Raw genomic sequence first — 17,851 nt, forward strand, 5'->3', positions numbered from 1 at the left:
CGCGCCGCTCAGCGCCCGAGCTCGTCGCACCCGTCTCCGTCGATCGCCGGCACCACGATGTCGACGATCGTCTCGCTCAGCCGCGTCACGCCGTCGCCGCGCAGGACCACGATCATCCGGAACACCTGCGGCTCTTCCATCCGAACGAAGCGCTCGTTCGCGAGCATGATCGAGAACGTCACGCGCGTGCCCGGACGCACGTCGACGAACCGATCCGGGAGCCGCGTCGCCCCGCTCGCGGGATCGGCCGACGCCGCGACGATCTCGGTCACGAACTCCGTCGCGTCCGCAGCGTCACCCGGCCAGTCCTCGGTGAGCGCGTCGACGTCGATCGGCACCTCTTCGACCAGCGTGCGCACCGCCTCGACGACGTCGGACCCGAGGCTCGCGCCGTTCGTCCCGATGTCGAACACGATCGGCGTTCCGTCCGGACGCACCGCGCCGGTGTCGCGCGCCAGGTTCTGCAGCTGCGGCAGCCCGATATCCGTCCCGTCGCCGCTGTAGAGCCCGAGCACCTTCGCGCCGATCGTCCGCAGCTCCATCACCGTCTCTTCGTACGTGTGGTTGCGGAACCCGAGCACCGGCGCGTAGCGATCCGATCCGCCGGGCCCGTTGTGCGTCGGCGCGTCGGTGAAGAGCAGGAAGATGCGCGAGCCCTCGCGCTCGAAGCACGGATAGCCGACCGTCCCCGCGGGGCACGAGCGCGCCGGCACGAGGCGCATCGGCGCGTCGGACGTCGCCGTCACCCAGAGCGCCTCGACCGTCGCCTCCGGCAGATCTCCGCCGCCCTGACGCTCGAGCCGATCGAGCGCGCGCTGCACCGCGTCGATGTCGGTCGTGCTGCGCTGCTCGAGGCGGTAGAGGTCGTCCGCGGGCATGCCGCTCGTGCGCCCATCCGAGCCGTACGGATCGACCGGGAAGTCCGCGTACCGCGCGACGCTGAAGCGCACGTCGGGGATCTGCCCCGCGATGCCGGGGATGATCGTGTCGCGCAGGCGCGCGCGGATCTCGCCGATCTCCTCGCCCATCGAGCCCGTCACGTCGACGAGGAAGTAGACCTCGGCGCTGAGCACGCGGCTGACGAACGACACGTCGACCGAGCGCGGCGGCTCCATCGGCGGGAGCTCGACGCACACGTCGGGGGGCACGAACGCATCGGGCGGCACGAAGCGGTCGGGCGGCACGAACGCATCGAGCGGCCCGTCGATCGACGCATCGAACGGCGCCTCCGCGTCGGGCGCGAAGAGCCCCGTCTTCGATCCACAACCGAGCAGCGCGAGCGCCGCGACGACCCCGACCACGCGCCGATCTGGTCTCATCACTCGTCCTCGCACCCGAGGCCGTCGTCACCCGGCACGACGATCACGATGTCGCGCACCTCGATGCGACTGCGCCCCGACTCCCGGAATATCACACGCGCCGCGAATTCTCGCCGCGCCGGCGAGGGCGGCAGCTCGCTCGCGTCGATCTCGAGCTCGAACGTGAGGCGCGTGCCCGGGCGCACGCCGAGGAAGCGCGAGCCGTCCATCCCCGCGATCCCGCTCGCAGGATCAGCGGAGCGCGCGTGGATGGCGCGCACCACGTCGAGCGCGTCGAGCGCATCGCCCGGTCGGTCCTCGACCGTCGCGTCGACGTCGAGCGGCACTTCCTCCGCGACGCGCCGCACCGCGTCGACGATGCCTGCGCCGATGCGATCACCGCGACCGCCGATGTCGAACACGATCGGATCGCCCGCGCCGTCCACCGACTCGGTGTCGCGCGCGAGCGCGACGAGGTGCTGGAACGCGCTCGGCCGTCCCGCGTCCGACGCCGCGAGCCCGATCACGAAGAGGTCCAGTGCGCGCGTCGCCTCCACCGTCTCGAGATAGGTGTGCGGCGCAGGCCGGACCCGTTCGTAATTCGACACCGGCGAGACGTCCGGCGGCCCGTTGTGCATCGGCGCGTCGGTCACGAGCATCACGATGCGGAACGCGTCGTCGCGGAAGCACGCGCCCCCGACGCCACCGCTCGGACAGCCCACGCTCGCCTCGATGAACGGCTCGAGGCCCGCGCCCGTCGCGACCTGGAAGAGCCCTTCGATCGCGGCCTCGGGGTCGTCGAGGTTGCCCCACACCGGCGTGCGCGCGAGCGCCGTCTCGATGCGCACCACGTCGGTCGTGATCGGCGTGCGCAGCAGGAAGGGCCCGACGTCGTCGCCCGCGAGCGCGTGCGGAGCCACGGGGAACTCGCCGAACAGCGCGACGCCGAACGCGGCATCGGGGATCAGCTCGCGCACGCCGGGCACGACGCGATCGCGCAGCCGCTCGCGCACCGAGTCGATCTCGTCCTGCATGCTCGCGGTCGAGTCGATCAGGAACATCACGTCGACGACGCGCAGGCTCGCCGGGATCTCGAGGTCGACGCGCACGCGCGGATCGTCGACCGGCACGTCCACGCAGAGCGGCGGCGGAGGCGGCGGAGGGCCCGCGTCCATCCCCGCGTCGATCTGCGCGTCGGGCGCGTCGAGCCCCGTCCTCGCGCCGCACGACACCAGACCGGCGATCAACGCCAGCGAGCCGAAGCGCCAGATCGAAGCGGGAAACGTCACGACGAGCCCGACGCATCCTGAGCGAGACGCGCCCACGAGCAAGTCGCTCGCGGCGCGTCACCTCTCCAACCAGGTCAATCGGAGGGGCCGCGGATCTCGAGCACCGTGCCCGTCATCTCCTCGCACCCGGTGCCGTCCTCGCCCGGCACGACGATCTCGATGATCACCGATCCGATGCGCGTTCGACCGTCGCCGCGGAACACGACCTCGAGGAGGAACCGCTGCGGGCCGGCGCCCGGCGCGACCGCGTCGTTGCGCAGCGTCATGCCGAACACGACCGTCGTCCCGGTGCGCACGCCGAGGAACGCGCCCGCCGGGACGTCGATCTCGCGCACGCCCTCCATCGGCTCGGCGCGAAGCGGCACCACGGCTTCGACGAAGTCGCGTGGATCGACGGCGTCGGTGCGATCGACGTCCATCAGCACGGTGTCGATGTCGAGCTCGATGACCTCGGCGAGCGTCGTGATCGCGTCGATGACGCTCGTCGACAGGCGCTCGCCGTTCTCGCCGATGTCGAACACCAGCGGCTCGTCACCGTCACCGAGCGCGTTGGTGTCGAGCGCGAGCTGCCGCATGTCGGGCAGGCCTCGATCGCGCGGCGGACCGGAGTAGAGGCCGATCACGCGGATCTCGTTGCGCTGCAGCGCTTGCACCGCGTCGTCGTAGTCGTGCGCGACGGTCGCGACCGCGGGGCACGCCATCGAGTCGGAGTACGGGCTCCCGCCGCCGGGCCCGTTGTGGAACGGCGCGTCGCTGAAGAGCAGCACCACCGGCAGCGCGTCGGTGCGGAAGCACGGATAGCCGAAGCCACCCATCGGACATCCGAAGCTCGCCGGCACGTAGCGCCCGACGCCTTCACCCGTCGCGATCTGATAGAGCGCTTCGACCTGCGACTCCGGCGTGTCCGCGCCGTTGTTGAGCCGCACCGAGTCGACCGCGCTCTGCACGCGACCGACGTCCTCGGTCACCGGCAGCACGAGGCGGAACGGCAGATCGTTGTCGCCCGCGCTGCCGCATCCACCCTCGGGGAAGTCCGCGTACGTCGTCACGCCGAGGTTCGCATCGGGGATCGCGCGGCGGATGCCGGGCACGATCTGATCGCGCAGCGTGCGGCGGATCTCACCGATCTCCTGGCCCATCGACGCGGTGGTGTCGATCGCGAGGACGACGTCCGCGCGACCGAGCTGCACCTCCGTCTCCAGCGGGATCTCGATGAGCCCACCGTCGAGCGGGATCTCGATGCATGGAATCTGCGCGTCAGGCCCGGCATCCACGCCGGCATCGACCTGAGCGTCAGGTGCGAGGAGCCCTGTCTTGGCTCCACAACCGACGAGCATCACCGCGAGCGGCCACCAAAGGCAGCGCGGGGCGAGCCCGACCCGAGGCCCCAAGACGCGTTGCGCCACGCCACAACATCTAGCTCCCGCTGTTGCGCGCGTCGAGATCGCGTGATCAGAGACGTCCGAGCGATCGCAGCTTCGCGGCGCGCGCACGCGCGCGATCGCGATCGAAGAGCCCGGGCCAGTCGATCTCGATCGGCGGTGGAGGAGGCGGCGACTCGAGATCCTTCGGACACTCCTCGTCGAGCTGTCGGCCGAACGCGCGCAGCACCGGCGCGGTGGTCGCGAGCAGCGACTCGTCCACCTCTTCGAGGAAGCGCGCGAGCACGTCCGCGCCGTAACGACCGAGCTGCTTGCGCGCGACGAGATCCATGTACGACGCGACGAGCGCGTCTGCGGTGAATCCGTGATGGATCACGAGCTCCGCGGCCACGCGCAGCGCCGACAGCGGAGGCAGCACGCCGTGCTCGAGCAGCACGCACGCGGGCTGGAAGTAGTTGTAGAACGGGCAGACGCGCGGCCCGTACTCCTCGAACGCGTTCGGCGCGCTCACGCGATCGAGGTGGATGAAGATGCGGATCGCGCCGCCGCCGCGCGGCACGCGCTCCGCCATGCGCACGACGCGCGGCAGCACGTCGGGATAGACACCGGCGATCTGCAGCACCTGCATGAGCGTCGGCACTTCGACGCGGCCCGCGCAGAGGTCGGTGTAGATCGAGTAGATGAACGCGTCGGCCTCGGCGTCGTCGCCGAACATGTACTCGAGCGTGTCGGAGGGCATCGACGCGCGCGTGTCGAGCAGCGCCGCGAGCTTGTAGCCGACCTGGTCCTTCACGAACCGGAAGCGCCCGCGGAGGATGTTCGTGAGCTGCGGCTTGAGGACGAGGTTGTCCCAGCGGATGCCGTCGAGGCGCAGCTTCGCCTCGAGCACTTTGCGCATCTGCGTCGGGCTGCCCGACAGGATGTAGATGCCCGCGGGATCGGTCGCGCGGATCTCGCGGAGCAGCGCGGACGCGCCGGGCACCGTCTTCTTCTGCGCGGCGGACTCGAACGCGGTGCGGAGCAGGTCCTTCACCGTGTCGAACTCGGTGCGCAGATACGTCTTGTCGAGATCCCAGCGATGCACGACGCGATGCGCGTCGTAGGGCGGCGCGGGAATCGGCGTCGTGACGGTGACGGGCGGAGCCGGACCGAGATCCGCGAGGCCCGCCTCGTCTTGCTGTCTGGAGCTCCCCCCGCGCACGCGGCGCTCACCTTAGCACCGCGGCGCGCGGGACAGAATTTCTGAGGAGCCCAGGAAGACGAAGCGAACACGAACCGCGCTCGCCTCCGAGCAGCAGAGAATTTCTGAGGAGAGCAGGAGCGTTAGGAACACCACGGCGACGAGCCACACGCGGACGCGCCGCGCGAACCGCGCCAGACATCGAGCAGCAGAGAATTTCTGAGGAGAGCAGGAGGGTTAGGAACACCACGGCGACGAGCCACACGCGGACACGCCGCGCGAACCGCGCTCGACGTCGACGTTCGCGATCGAGGCACCGACGCCTGCCACGCGAGGCACCGACGCCTGCGCTCGAGGCACCGACCCATGCCGCTCGGGCCACCAACGTCTGCCGTTCGGGCACGGACGAGCCCTCCGAGCATCGAGAAGACACCACGACGTGGTCTTCCTTCTCCTCCTGCCTTCCTCAGAAGTCTCTCGAAGGCGCACGGACGAGCGATGAGAGCATCGAGAAGACACCACGACGTGGTCTTCCTTCTCCTCCTGCCTTCCTCAAAACCTCTCGACACGCGCGCGACGAGCGATCCGAGGATCGAGAAGACACACCGACGTGGTCTTCCCTCCTCTTCCTGCTCTCCTGAGCGGGTCGGTGTCCGGGCTCAGGAGTGCGGCAGGCCCTGCGCGCCGTTGTGCATCCAGGCCGCGATCGCGCTCGCCGCGCTGCTCACCGCGTCGCGCTGGAACTGCGACCAGTCGTGGCGCCCCGTCGAGCCCGCGATGTTGCTGATCCCGAGCGCTGCCACGAACGGCACGTCCGCCGCGCGGCACGCCATCGCGACCGCGAAGAGCTCGAGGTTCTCCGCTTCGCACCCCGTCGCCGGCGCGATCGCCGCCGCGAGCGTGTCGTCGGTCGTCTGCGCGAGCGGGCTCGCGACCGCCGCGAGGTGTCCTCGCGGATGGCACGCACGCAGCGCGCTGCTCATCAGCCCGTGCGTCTCCACGACGGTCTGCATCGGGTCGGGGAACGACGCGCGCACCGCGAGCACCGCGTGATCGACGAGCTGCGCGCGGCTCGGCACGAGCACGTCGTGCGGCCGGTACTGCGCGAGGTTCGGGTACACGCCGCACGTCCCGATCATCAGCACCGCGCGCGGCTGCACCGCGAGGATGCCGCGCGCCGCCGCGGCCGCTGCCGTCGCCATGCCCATGCCGACGATCTTCGCGCGCACCCGCACGTTCCGGATGACGCCGTCGAGGCGCTCCCCGAGGTAGGGCCGCATGCCTGCGAGATCGGGCGCGTGCGAAGCGACGAGGAGGACGTCGGCGCCGCGTTGCTGACCACTGCTCATTCGCAGCACGAGAGTACCAGACCGCGACGCGACCCATGGCGCGACCGCGCTCCGCATCTGCGAGGAGGCTCCCGACGCGTGGCGCGACCGTCGATCGCATCTCGGGAACGACCCCCGACGCGTGTCCGGAGCCTCCACCGGATCACGTCGGCGGCAGCGGACGCGCGGCGGGGGCCGCGCACCGATCTCGGGGGCGCGACCCGACGCGCGGCGGGTGCCGCTCCACGATGTCGATCGAGGCCCCGAACGCGTGTCCGGGGCCTCCATGGAATCTCGATCGACCCTCCGGACACGCGTCGGGGCCCGCGATCGGAGCCCGAGATCCCCCGCCGCCACGCGTCCGGTGCCACGATCGGGCTCCGGGGCGCCGTTTCGCCGCGCGAACGAAGCGATCCAGGCGACTCATCGCCCGCTCGCGCCGCGTCGCGAGCCCGGCGCGGCGCTCTCGTCGAGATCCGCCGCCGCGCGACGCGCGTCGTGCGCCACCCTCTCGCGTCGCCGTCGCCGTTCGTCTCGCGGCGCGTCGCGGCGTCGCTCGAGGGCTCTGCCGCGCGGCGTCGCGTGATGCGGATCTTTGATCTGATCGGCAGCGCCCCGATAGCATTCGATCCGTGTCGCCCAACCTGCTCAAGCCGCCCGTTCGCGTGCGGCCCGGCGCTCTCTTGCGTCCGCGCGAAGGAGTCGCGCTCGGTCCACGCGCCGAGGAAGAGCTCTTCCGGGTGGCCGAGGTGCTGACCGAAGGACGCCTCGATCAGAGCGCGTTCTTCGGCTCGGCGCTGATCACGATCGACCTCGAGAAGGTCGCGCCGCAGCTGCGCGGGCCCGAGGGCGAGGCGGAGCGCCGCCGCCTCTTCGACGTCGTGACCGGCTCGGTGCGGGTGCGCCTGCGCGCGATGCGCCTCGCGCTCGCCGACGTCGCGCGGCGTCACCCCGACAAGCGCCTCGGCACCGCGACCACCGAGACGCGCTTCCGCCTCGACGGCTCGTTGCTCCTGCTCGACGTCGATCTCGAGGTGCCGGTCGATCTATCTTCGCTGCAGCGCAAGAGCACAGGCAGGGACTCCGTTCGATGAGCCAAGGCGATCCGGTGGGTGGGAAGATCATCCACGTCCAGTTCGGTCCGGGCGGCGGTCGTCGCGCCGTCCCGGCGACCACCGTGCCCACGCCGCCGAAGAGCGCGTCGACCGCGGTGGTCCCGCCGCCCGCCGAGCCCATCGCCGCGCCCGCGCCCGACGAGGAGACGCTCGCCGTCGACGTCGCCGCGCAGGAGGCCGAGCTCGAGAAGCAGGCGCGCCGTCGTGATCCCACGGGCGATCTCTACGGTCGCGCCGAGGTCGCGCGCCTCTTCGGCATCCCCGAGAGCAAGCTGCGCTACTGGGATCGCACCGGGTTCCTCTCGCCCTCGGGCGTCGTCGGCGCGCGGCGTCTCTACACGTTCCAGGATCTGATCGGCGTGCGCACCGCGAAGACGCTGCTCGAGCGCGGCGTGCCGCTGCGCCGCGTGCGCAAGACGGTCGAGGCGCTGCGCACGACGCTGCCCGACGTGGTGCGCCCGCTCTCCGAGCTGCGCGTGCTCACCGACGGAGCGAGCGTGATCGTGCGCGACGAGAAGTCGTCGTTCGAGCCGCGCACCGGCCAGGTCGTGATGGACTTCGAGGTGCGCGAGCTGCGCGACGACGTGGTGCGCGTGCTGCGCCCCGACGCGCTCGATCCCGCGCGCCGCCGCGCCGCGTACGAGGCGTACCTCGAGGGCTGTCGGCTCGACGAGGACGAGGCGACGCTCGATCGCGCCGAGGCGTGTTATCGCCGCGCGATCACGCTCGACCCCGCGCTCGCGAACGCGCTGACGAACCTCGGCAACCTCCGCTTCCGGCGCGGCGACGGCAAGGAGGCGCGGGGGCTCTACGAGCGCGCGATCGAGCTCGACCCGGAGCAGCCGGAGGCCTGGTACAACCTCGGCTTCCTCGCGTTCGAGCGGGGCGACCTCGAAGACGCGGTGCGCCTGTTCGATCGCGCGGTGTCGAGCGATCCGAGCTTCGCCGACGCGCACTTCAACCTCGCGATGGCGCTCGAGGAGATCGGGCGGACGCGCGAGGCGCGCGTGCACTGGGAGACGTACCTGCGTCTCGACCCGAGCGGGCCGTGGGCGGAGATCGCGAAGCGCCATCTGTGATCGCGCATCGACGTCGTCCTTGACGCGGGATCGCTCGCGGTGGTCGGATGACGCGACCACACGGAGGCGGAGCGATGGACGGCAAGACGTTCGATGTCGCGATCCTCGGGACCGGGATCGCCGGCAGCATCCTCGGAGCGATCCTCGCGAAGAACGGCGTGCGCACGCTGCTCGTCGAGCAGGGATCGCACCCGCGGTTCGCGATCGGCGAGTCGACGGTGCCAGAGACGACGTTCTTGTTCCGGCTGCTCGGGATGCGCTACGGCGTGCCCGAGATCTCGCAGCTGAGCACGTACAACCGAGTGCGGCGCACGGTCGGCACGACATCGGGCGTGAAGCGCAATTTCTCGTTCGTCTTCCACCGGGACGGCGAGCCGCAGCGCGCGCACGAGTCGTCGCAGCTGCCGACGCTCTCGCCGCCGATGGGGCCCGACGTGCACCTCTTCCGGCAGGACGTCGACGCGTACCTGCTCGGCGTCGCGGCGGCGCGCGGCGCGGTGGTGCGCCAGCGGACCGACGTGACGAGCCTCGACTTCGGCGCGAGCGGCGTGGAGCTGAAGTGCCGCGACGGGAGCGCGTTCCGCGCGAGCTACGTCGTGGACGCGGGCGGCGTGCAGGCGCCGGTCGCGAAGCTCTTCGGGCTGCGCGAGCAGCCGACGACGATGCGCACGCACTCGCGATCGATCTTCACGCACTTCCACGGCGTGACGCCGTTCGATGCGTGCATCGGGCCGCGCGAGGGCCACGGCCTGCCGAGCCCGCTCTCGCAGGGGACGCTGCACCACCTCTTCCACGGCGGATGGATGTGGGTGATCCCGTTCGACAACCACCCGTCGTCGACGAACCGCCTGACGAGCGTCGGGCTGAACCTCGATCCGCGCGTGCACCCGCCGACGGGTCTTCCCGCGGAGGAAGAGTTCCGGCGCTTCGTCGCGCGGTATCCCGCGCTCGCGAAGCAGTTCGAGAACGCGCACCCGATCCGCGAGTGGGTCTCGACCGATCGACTGCAGTTCTCGTCGACGCGCGTCGTCGGCGATCGCTACTGCCTGATGCCGCACGCGTTCGCGTTCGTGGATCCGCTCTTCTCGAGCGGGCTCGGCATCTCGATGGGCGCGATCAACATGCTCGCGTGGCGCCTCATCGAGGCGAAGAAGGACGGCGACTACTCGACCGAGCGCTTCATGCCGATCGACGCGCGCGTGAAGCGGAACTTCGCGCACGTCGATCGCCTGGTGAGCCGCTCGTACGTGGCGTTCTCGGACTTCGAGCTGTGGAACGCCTGGTACAAGATCTGGGCGCTCGGGACGATCTTCGGCGGCACCGGCACGCTCGAGGCGATCGGCGAGGTGCTCACGCACGGCGCGGGGACGCGCTTCGAGCCGTACGAGCTCGCGCCGTTCGGCGGGCTGCAGGGCTCGGATCTGCCCGAGTACATGGCGCTCTTCGATCGTGCAGCCGCGGAGATCGACGCGTACGCGGAGAAGCGCGTCAGCGCATCGCAGGCGGCGGAGCGCATCTTCGCGGTGATCGAGGAGAGCCGCCTCTGGCCGGCGCCGTGGGGCAGCCCGCGCGCGCGCCATCCGGGCGTGTTCACGCTGCCGAAGGTCGGTCCGCTGATTCAGTGGATGCAGCGCGACGCGCCGCAGGGGATCCGCGACGCGTATGCGCGCCGCTTCGTGCTGCGCCACGTCGTGAAGATGGCGGCGGACGAGTGGGCGTCGGAGCTCGGCTACGCGGGCAAGCTCGTGACGACGCTCGGTCGCGACTTCGTCACCGGCTACAACCGCGACTGGGATCGCGCGGACTGAGTCAGGCCGCGTAGCGGATCCAGGTCTGCTCGACGAGGGTGCCCTCCAGGCGCGGCGTCACGACCGTGTAGTGCGCGATGCCGCCCTCGGGGCTCTCGCCGACCGAGCCGAGCCCGATGACGCGCACCTCGTCGACGTCGCGCTGGAAGGGCACGTGCGAGCCGCCGCACGCGACGATGTCCGCGGGGTCGTCGGCGATCAGCGCCATCATCTCTTCGTCGCTCATGTCGTGGCTGAGCTCGGTCGTCGGGTCCGCCGGCGAGCCGTGCACGACGACGATCTCGCGGCCGTCGACGAGCGGGATCCGCATCGAGTCGGGCAGTCGCTCGAGGTACTTGAGGACGAGCTCGCCGACCGCGGTGCGCGTGCGCAGGAAGCGCTCCATGCGCTCGCGCTGCACCTCGTCGGCGGGGCTCATGCGCGTGGGATCGAGCGTGGCGAGCGCCGCGTCCGACAGGCCGCGCACGCACTTCGCCTTCACCTCGACGAGGCGCTTCCACACCGCGAGCGGATCGTCGCCGCCGAACAGCAGATCCCCCGCGACGTACACGATGCCGACGTCACGGCGCCGGATGTCCTGGAGCACTGCGTCGAGCGCGGCGAGGTTGCCGTGGATGTCGGCGAGGAACGCCATCGGCGCGGAGGCGGGCGCGGTACGGGAGCTGGCCATCGGCGGCTGACTGTAGCGCCGACGAGTCGTTCCGGGAGCCCCGGGGCCTCACGTCGCGCGCACGACGCCGTGCACGACGGCCTCGCCGAGCGCGCCCTTGACGTCGATCACCTTCACCGGCGCGACGCCCGCCGAGAGCAGCGCGCCACACGCTTCCTCGAGCGGGCGCGCGCGTCGTGTCGCGTCGAACGCACCGAGCGCGCGCTGGGTGAACGCACGCAGCCCGGCGCGCTCGACCGGCAGCACCATCGCGATCACGCCGCCCTCGCGCACGCATGCGCGCACCGCGGCGCTCGCGTCGACCAGCCCGCTCGCGGTGGGCCCCAGCACGACGGCGTCGAAGCGCGCGTCGCTCGGCAGCGCGTCGAGGCTCGCTCGGTTCGCGCCGCGCGCTGCGTCGAGCGCGTCGATCGGCGACACCCCGATCCACAACACGCGCGCCGCGCCGACCGGCGCGAGCGCCTCGGCGAGCGCGGCCTCGCGTGCCTGCACTAGACCGCGCCTTCGGCGGGCGATGCGGACGACGGAGGCGCGGTGGTCTTGCGCCGGATCTCGACGCGGGTGACGTGCTTCTCGTCCGCCTCGCGCACGATCAGATCGAGCCCGTCGAGCGTCACGCTCTCGCCCGGCTCCGGCACCTTGCCCGCGAGCCCGACGACGAGCCCACCGAGGGAGTCCACCTCGACCTCGGCGTTCTCCGCGGCCTCGCCGAGCTCGGTGTCGAGCAGCTCGCCGAGCTCGTGGATCGACACCCGCGCGTCCGCGAGGAACGTGTTGGGCCCGATCTCCATGACGAGGCTCTCCTCGGCGTCGTGCTCGTCCTGGATCTCGCCGACGATCTCCTCGAGGATGTCCTCGAGCGTCACCACGCCGGCGGTGCCGCCGAACTCGTCGACGACGAGCGCGAGGTGCTGCCGCTTGCTCTGCATCTCGCGCAGCACGTGGCCGATCTTCTGCGACTCCGCGACGAAGAGCGCGGGCTTGCGCACGATCGAGAGCAGGTTCACGCGGCCCTTCTTCTCGCGCATCGCGCGGAAGAGGTCCTTCGCGTGGAGGATGCCCTCGATGCGATCGACGCGCTCGCGATAGACCGGGTAGCGGCTGTGGCCCTCTTCGACGACGCGCGCGACGACGTCGTCGATCGGCGTCGAGACGTCGATCGCGACCATGCGCGTGCGGGGGACCATCACCTCGCGCGCGACGGTGTCCTTGAACTCCAGGACGCGCAGGAGGAGCTGCGCGAACTCCTCGGGGATGACGCCCTCTTCCTCGCGTCGCTCGATCATGTGCTCGACCTCGCGCGCGGCGAGATCCTCGTCGACCGCTTCGTCGCGCTGCGGGAGCAGGCGCTCGGTCGTCGACGCGACGATCTGGATGGGCCACGCGAGCGGCGCGAACATCATCTCGAGCGGGCGCGACCACCGCAGCAGGCGAAGGCCGAGCACACGGGCGCGAGCACGCGCGAACGTCTGCGCGACCTCTGCGAGCACCGCGTAGCCGAGCGACGCCGCGGCGACGACGAGCACGCCCGCCCAGAGCGGCATCTGGCCCATGACCAGGTGCGCGGTCGCGGCGGCCAGCGCGGCCACGCTCATCACGCGGCCGGTGAGCAACCGCGCGCGTATCGCGGCGCGCTCGCGCAGGACGCGGTTGGCGGTGGGCGCGTCGGGCCCTTCCTCGTCGCGCACCGCCATGAGGAGCTCCTCGGGCAGTGCGTACATGGCGGCGGTCAGCGCGCTCATCACGGCTCCGACGAGGGCGGAGACGATGATGATCGTAGCAGCGAGACCTGGACCTTCGGGCGATTCGGGCACGGGAGTGCGCTCCGGAGCTCGGCAGCGGAGCGAAGGAAGAGACTAGAGCGATGGCTCCCGGGGAGCAAGCGTTCGTCCCGATCTTTGGACGGTCGGCCGCCCCGCTCGCGCGGCGCCCACCTCGCCACGAGGCGAGGTGCCACGGGCGCTCACTGCACGCCGACGGCGCCCGACTCCACCAGCTCGACCAGGGTCCGGAGCACCTCGAGACGCGACATCCCGCTCACGTCGACGAGATCGTCCACGGTCACGCTCCCGTCGAGGCGCGAGAGCAGGAAGCCCTGCCGATGATCGAGCCCGAGCCATCGGATCTCGTGCTCGGGCACCGCGATGCGCGGCACGCGCGCGCCGACCTCGGAGCTCGCGACGCCCGACACCGAGCCGAGGCGCGCCGTGTAGAGCGCGAGCAGGCGCTCGCGGCTGCTCTCGGCGCAGCGCTGGGCGCGCACGTCGTCGGGGTCGCGCCCGAGCAGCAGCTCGGCGACGCGCAGCGCGCCCGTGTAGTCGCCGAGCGCGTAGCGATCCGCCATCTCGCCCGCGAGGTCGAGCCCGGGCGTCGAGGGCGGCCGCGAGCGGCGCGTGACGAGCTCGAGCGCGTCGTCGCGCGTCATCGGGGGCGGCGTGACCGAGCGGGGCCGCGCGGGCGCGTTGCCCTCGCGCAGACGGCCCCAGCCGTCGTCGGCGCGCGGGCTCGCCTCGAGCTCCCCGAGGTCGAGCTGCAGCGCCTGCTCGGTGCCGCGATCCTCGGTGACGAGCTCGGGATCGAGGAAGCCCTCGGGATCGATCGTGGCGCGCGCCTTCGCGCTCGGCGCGCGCTGCGCCGTGTCGAGCTCGGCGGTGTCGAGCTCCGCCGTGTCGAGATGCAGCGGCTCGGGGCGATCGGAGTCGCGCTCCTGGGGCGCGGGATCGTCGGGTAGCGCGAGCGGCGGCCCCGCGAACTCCAGCGTCACGCGGTGCGGGGGGCGCGTCGAGCGACCACGGCCCGGCGGGCTGCTCGCTCGACCATCCCCCGACGATCCGCTGCGGCTCATCGCACGCTCACCCGATCTTGCCGACGACGCCCTTGAACATGCGCTGCGTGCGGTTGAGCGCCTCGATCTGTTCCTTGAGGCCGCGCGTGTCGCCCGCCTGCATCAGCGAGCGCGCCTTCTCGACGACGATGCGCGCCTTGTCGATCGCGTCGCGCCCGAAGTCCGAGCCCGCGACGACCTCCTCCACCTTCGGGAAGAGGCGCTGGATCTCCGCGATGAGCGTCTCCGCTTCCTGCTTCGCGCGCTCCAGCTCTTCGTCGTCGCGGCGCGCGACCGCGTAGGTCTGCGCGTCGTCGACCATCTGATCGATCTCGTCCTTCGTCAGGCCGCTCGTCGCGGTGACGGTGATCGACTGCGCCTTGCCGGTCTCGAGGTCCTTCGCGTGCACGCTGACGATGCCGTCCGCGTTGATCTCGAAGGTCACCTCGATCTCGACCGCGCCCGCCGACGCGCGGCGCAGCCCGGTGAGGATGAACTCGCCGAGCAGCTCGTTCTCGTCGGCGCGCTTCGACTCGCCCTGCATGACGAGGATCTTCACCGCGGTCTGGTTGTCGCGGACCGTCGTGAAGATCTTGCTGCGCGACGTCGGGACGGTGCTGTTCTGCGGGATGAGCTCTTCGAAGAGCCCGCCGTGCACCATGATGCCGAGCGTGTGCGGCGTGACGTCGAGCAGCACCATGTCCTGCTCGTCGTCGACCAGCGCCGCGCCCTGGATCGCGGCGCCGAGCGCGACCACCTCGTCGGGGTGCACGCCCTTGCAGGGCTCGCGCTCGAAGTAGTCGGCGACGGCGGCCTGCACCTTCGGCATGCGCGTCATGCCGCCGACCAGGATCACGTCCTCGATCTCGTCCTTCTCGAGGCCCGCTTCCTTGAGCGTCATGTCGCAGATCTCGATCGTGCGCTGGACGAGATCGTCGGTGAGCTCCTCGAGCTGCGAGCGCGTGAGCAGGCGCTGCAGGTGCAGCGCCTCGCTGCGCGCGCTCGAGATGATGAACGGCAGGTTCACCTCGGTCTCGACCACGCTCGAGAGCTCGCACTTCGCCTTCTCGGCCGCGTCCTTGAGGCGCTGCAGCGCCATGCGGTCCTGGCGCAGATCGATGTCGTGCTCCTCGCGGAAGCCCTGCACGAGCCAGTCGATGATGCGCTGGTCGAAGTCCTCGCCGCCGAGGAACGTGTCGCCCGCCGTGCTCACGACCTTGAACACGCCCGCGCTCGAGATCTCCATCACCGAGATGTCGAACGTGCCTCCGCCGAGGTCGTAGACCGCGACGCGGCGATCGATGTTCTTGCCGAAGCCGTACGCGAGCGCGGCCGCGGTCGGCTCGTTGATGATCCGGATGACGTCGAGGCCCGCGATGGCGCCCGCGTCGCGCGTCGCCTGGCGCTGGCCGTCGTTGAAGTACGCAGGGACCGTGACGACCGCCTTGTGGACCTCGTGGCCGAGGTAGTCCTCGGCGATCATCTTCATCTCCTGCAGGATCATCGCGGAGATCTCGGGGACCGAATAGACCTTGTCGCGCAGCTGGATGCGCGGGTCGTTGTGCGGTCCCTCGACGATGCGATACGGCACGTTGCCGATCGCCGCCTGCACCTGCGGGCTGTGGAACTTGCGGCCGATGAGCCGCTTCGCGGCGTACACCGAGTTCTCGGCGTTGGTGACGGCCTGGCGCTTCGCGATGTGACCGACGAGGCGCTTTCCCGCCTCGGTGATCGCGACCATCGACGGCGTCACCTTGTACCCGCCGCGGTTCGCGATGACGACGGGCGTGCCCCCTTCGACCACCGCGACGCACGAGTTGAAGGTGCCCAAGTCGATGCCGATGACCTTCTCCATCCGCTCCCCACACTTTCGCGGCGGTCAGTCCGCGAACCAGCAAACACTCAGGGCTCGTCGAGCCCGGCCACATCGTTCGCGTCTCGCCTCCGATGCTCGACGATTTCGGTCACGAGGTCGAGGACGAAGAGGCGCGCGAAGGACGATCAGCCCTTCAGCTCGCCCAGGAGATTCTTGACGATCTGGTCGGTGGGGTCCAGCAATGCGGCACGCTCGAGCTCGCGCCGCGCGTTGAGCTGGAGCCCCGCCGCGAGGTAGACGCGACCGAGCGTCCGACGTGCGGCGACGTCGTCCGGCCTCAGCTCGCACGCACGCTGTGCGAAGCGCTGCGCCTGGTGGAGATCGCCCTTCGCCTCGACCAGCGCGAGCGCGGCGCGGAGCAGCGCGGCGACGTCGTCGGGCCGCCCGTCGACCACCTTCGACCAGCTGATCGCCGCGGCGGCCCACTTGCGGTGCTTCTCCTCGTACTGCGCGGCCTGCTCGTACTTGTCGGCGAGCTGCGCGGCGAGCAGGCGCGACACGCGCTCGTGCTCGAGGCGCAGGTCGTCGCGCTGCGGCGCGAGCGCGGTCGCCATGCGTAGCTCGCGGCTCGCGCCCGCGAGATCGCCCTCGGCCTCGAGGCGCTGCGCGTCGCGTTGGTGGCGCGAGATGCGGTCGATGCCGCCGGTGAGCGACGCGGTGCTCTTCAGGCTGCTCGCGAGGTCGCGCAGCACCTCGTCGCGGGCGCGCGGGGCCGACGAGGTCGGCGACGGAATCGCGCCCGACGACGTCGTGGTCGTCGCGGGGCGCGCGCCCTGGAGGCGTCGCTCGAGGAGCTCGCGGGCGCGGCGACGGCCTTCGTCGCTGAGCGCACGCGCCGGGCTCTCGGTGGGCGCGGGCGACGGCGGCGGCGGCGGCTCAGGCGGCGGCGAAGGAGCCGGAGGCGAAGGGCTCGCGGCGGGCTTCGCGGGGGCGCGCATCGCGTCCTCGACCGCGCGCGTGTCGCCCTGGAGCGCGAGGTACGCGTCGTACTCGGCGCGCGGCTTCTTCTTGCCGAGCACCTCGTACGCCTCGGTGAGGCGCGTGAAGATCGCCTCCATCTTCGCCTTGTACGGGCCGAGGCTCTTCCGGAACGCGGTGTCGGGGTGGAAGACCTTCGAGAGCTCGAAGTACGTCGCGCGGATGTCCTTCAGCTCGGCGTTCGGGCGCAGCCCGAGCACCTCGTAGTGATCGAGCAGCTCGAGCACCGGATAGAGCTCGTCGATGCGCTTGCGACGCTCGGGCGGGAGATCGATCTCGGCAGGCAGCGAGCCGGCGCTCGAAGGAACAACTGCGGCCGGCTCGGAAGCGGGAGGTGATGCGGGCGGCGGCTGGGTCGCCGGCATCGCAGGCGGTGTCGGACGGCGCGCCGTCGCGTCGGCGGTCGGGACCGTCGGGTTGCTCGGCGGGCGGTCGCGCACGTTCACGCGCGCGACGTTGCCCGGTCGCGCGGTCGGCGGGCGCGACGCATCGACACGCCCTTCGAGCCGGCGCGGATCGATCGTGTCGCTCGGCGTCGCGCTGCTCGGCGGCGGTGGCGACGTCGGCGACGTCGAGCTCGGCACGGGCACGCGCGCGGGAGGCGGCACCTTCACGCGGGTCGGCTCGCGCGTCGCGCTCGGCGGCTCGCTCTCGGTCACGTTCGGTCGCTCGAACGCGCGCGGCGACGGGATCGCGCGGCGATGCACGCCCTGCGAAGGCGTCGGAGGACGGTTCGACGCGCGCGGCAGGCTGATCGTTCCGTCGGCCCACTCGACCGCGCCGAGCTCGATCAGCCGGCCGATCGCGATCACCACGTCGCTGACGTCGAGGTTCGTGAGATCGGAGAGATCGTCGATCGTCGCGACCCCGTCGATGCGCGACAGGATGAACCCCTCCGTCGGCGTCAGCGGTAGCGAGCGAAGATCCACGCCGGTGACGAGCCGGGGGATTCTGGGACTCCGATTTCCCACGCGGAAGCCAGGCCGCGACGGTAGCACGTGGCATCGCGCCACGCGCAGCTTTC

At 71.2% G+C, this 17,851-nt stretch carries 14 protein-coding genes; 3 read left to right on the plus strand and 11 right to left on the minus strand.

Annotated elements, in window-relative coordinates; genetic code table 11:
- Nucleotides 1-8: 8 nt before the first annotated feature.
- From DB32_RS31195 to DB32_RS31215, 5 genes are all read right to left on the minus strand, one after another.
- On the minus strand, nt 9-1,319 hold the full coding sequence (locus tag DB32_RS31195) for a vWA domain-containing protein (RefSeq protein WP_053236297.1): 1,311 nt from the start codon (nt 1,317-1,319) through the stop codon (nt 9-11).
- Entirely contained in the window at nt 1,319-2,587 is a 1,269-nt protein-coding gene (locus DB32_RS31200; protein WP_157069602.1) for a vWA domain-containing protein, read from the minus strand. The genes DB32_RS31195 and DB32_RS31200 overlap by 1 nt, the downstream gene beginning before the upstream one ends.
- A 74-nt stretch (nt 2,588-2,661) precedes the next feature.
- Complete coding sequence (locus tag DB32_RS31205) at nt 2,662-3,861, minus strand: vWA domain-containing protein (RefSeq protein WP_053236299.1); 1,200 nt, start codon at nt 3,859-3,861, stop codon at nt 2,662-2,664.
- Nucleotides 3,862-4,039: 178 nt separating this feature from the next.
- The gene (locus DB32_RS31210) at nt 4,040-5,170 is read right to left on the minus strand and encodes a phosphatase domain-containing protein (protein WP_053236300.1); all 1,131 of its coding nucleotides are present in this window, start codon (nt 5,168-5,170) and stop codon (nt 4,040-4,042) included.
- 638 nt (nt 5,171-5,808) lie between these two features.
- On the minus strand, nt 5,809-6,498 hold the full coding sequence (locus DB32_RS31215; RefSeq protein ID WP_053236301.1) for a phosphorylase family protein: 690 nt from the start codon (nt 6,496-6,498) through the stop codon (nt 5,809-5,811).
- 611 nt (nt 6,499-7,109) lie between these two features.
- On the opposite strand from DB32_RS31215, the gene DB32_RS31220 reads away from it, so the two are divergent.
- The 3 genes from DB32_RS31220 to DB32_RS31230 all read left to right on the plus strand — a co-directional run bounded on the left by DB32_RS31220 (nt 7,110) and on the right by DB32_RS31230 (nt 10,479).
- Entirely contained in the window at nt 7,110-7,571 is a 462-nt protein-coding gene (locus DB32_RS31220) for a hypothetical protein (RefSeq protein ID WP_053236302.1), read from the plus strand.
- Nucleotides 7,568-8,671, plus strand: a complete 1,104-nt coding sequence (locus tag DB32_RS31225; protein ID WP_053236303.1) for a tetratricopeptide repeat protein — start codon at nt 7,568-7,570, stop codon at nt 8,669-8,671. The genes DB32_RS31220 and DB32_RS31225 overlap by 4 nt, the downstream gene beginning before the upstream one ends.
- A gap of 74 nt (nt 8,672-8,745) precedes the next feature.
- Complete coding sequence (locus DB32_RS31230; RefSeq protein ID WP_053236304.1) at nt 8,746-10,479, plus strand: NAD(P)/FAD-dependent oxidoreductase; 1,734 nt, start codon at nt 8,746-8,748, stop codon at nt 10,477-10,479.
- Nucleotide 10,480: 1 nt separating this feature from the next.
- On the opposite strand, the gene DB32_RS31235 is transcribed toward DB32_RS31230, so the two are convergent.
- The 6 genes from DB32_RS31235 to DB32_RS31260 form a co-directional block, all read right to left on the minus strand.
- Entirely contained in the window at nt 10,481-11,149 is a 669-nt protein-coding gene (locus tag DB32_RS31235; RefSeq protein ID WP_083458000.1) for a metallophosphoesterase family protein, read from the minus strand.
- Nucleotides 11,150-11,197: 48 nt separating this feature from the next.
- Nucleotides 11,198-11,641: a hypothetical protein gene (locus DB32_RS31240; RefSeq protein WP_053236306.1), complete on the minus strand. Its 444-nt coding sequence runs from the start codon at nt 11,639-11,641 to the stop codon at nt 11,198-11,200.
- Complete coding sequence (locus DB32_RS31245) at nt 11,641-12,963, minus strand: hemolysin family protein (RefSeq protein ID WP_275935504.1); 1,323 nt, start codon at nt 12,961-12,963, stop codon at nt 11,641-11,643. Before DB32_RS31245 ends, DB32_RS31240 begins: the two co-directional genes overlap by 1 nt.
- 149 nt (nt 12,964-13,112) lie before the next feature.
- Complete coding sequence (locus DB32_RS31250; RefSeq protein ID WP_053236308.1) at nt 13,113-13,913, minus strand: hypothetical protein; 801 nt, start codon at nt 13,911-13,913, stop codon at nt 13,113-13,115.
- Between the two features lie 88 nt (nt 13,914-14,001).
- The gene (gene dnaK / locus DB32_RS31255; RefSeq protein WP_053236309.1) at nt 14,002-15,828 is read right to left on the minus strand and encodes a molecular chaperone DnaK; all 1,827 of its coding nucleotides are present in this window, start codon (nt 15,826-15,828) and stop codon (nt 14,002-14,004) included.
- 146 nt (nt 15,829-15,974) lie between these two features.
- Complete coding sequence (locus tag DB32_RS31260) at nt 15,975-17,756, minus strand: J domain-containing protein (RefSeq protein WP_053236310.1); 1,782 nt, start codon at nt 17,754-17,756, stop codon at nt 15,975-15,977.
- Nucleotides 17,757-17,851: the final 95 nt, after the last annotated feature.

The organism is Sandaracinus amylolyticus (assembly GCF_000737325.1).
In the GTDB taxonomy this organism is placed as follows: Bacteria; Myxococcota_A; Polyangia; order Polyangiales; family Sandaracinaceae; genus Sandaracinus; species Sandaracinus amylolyticus.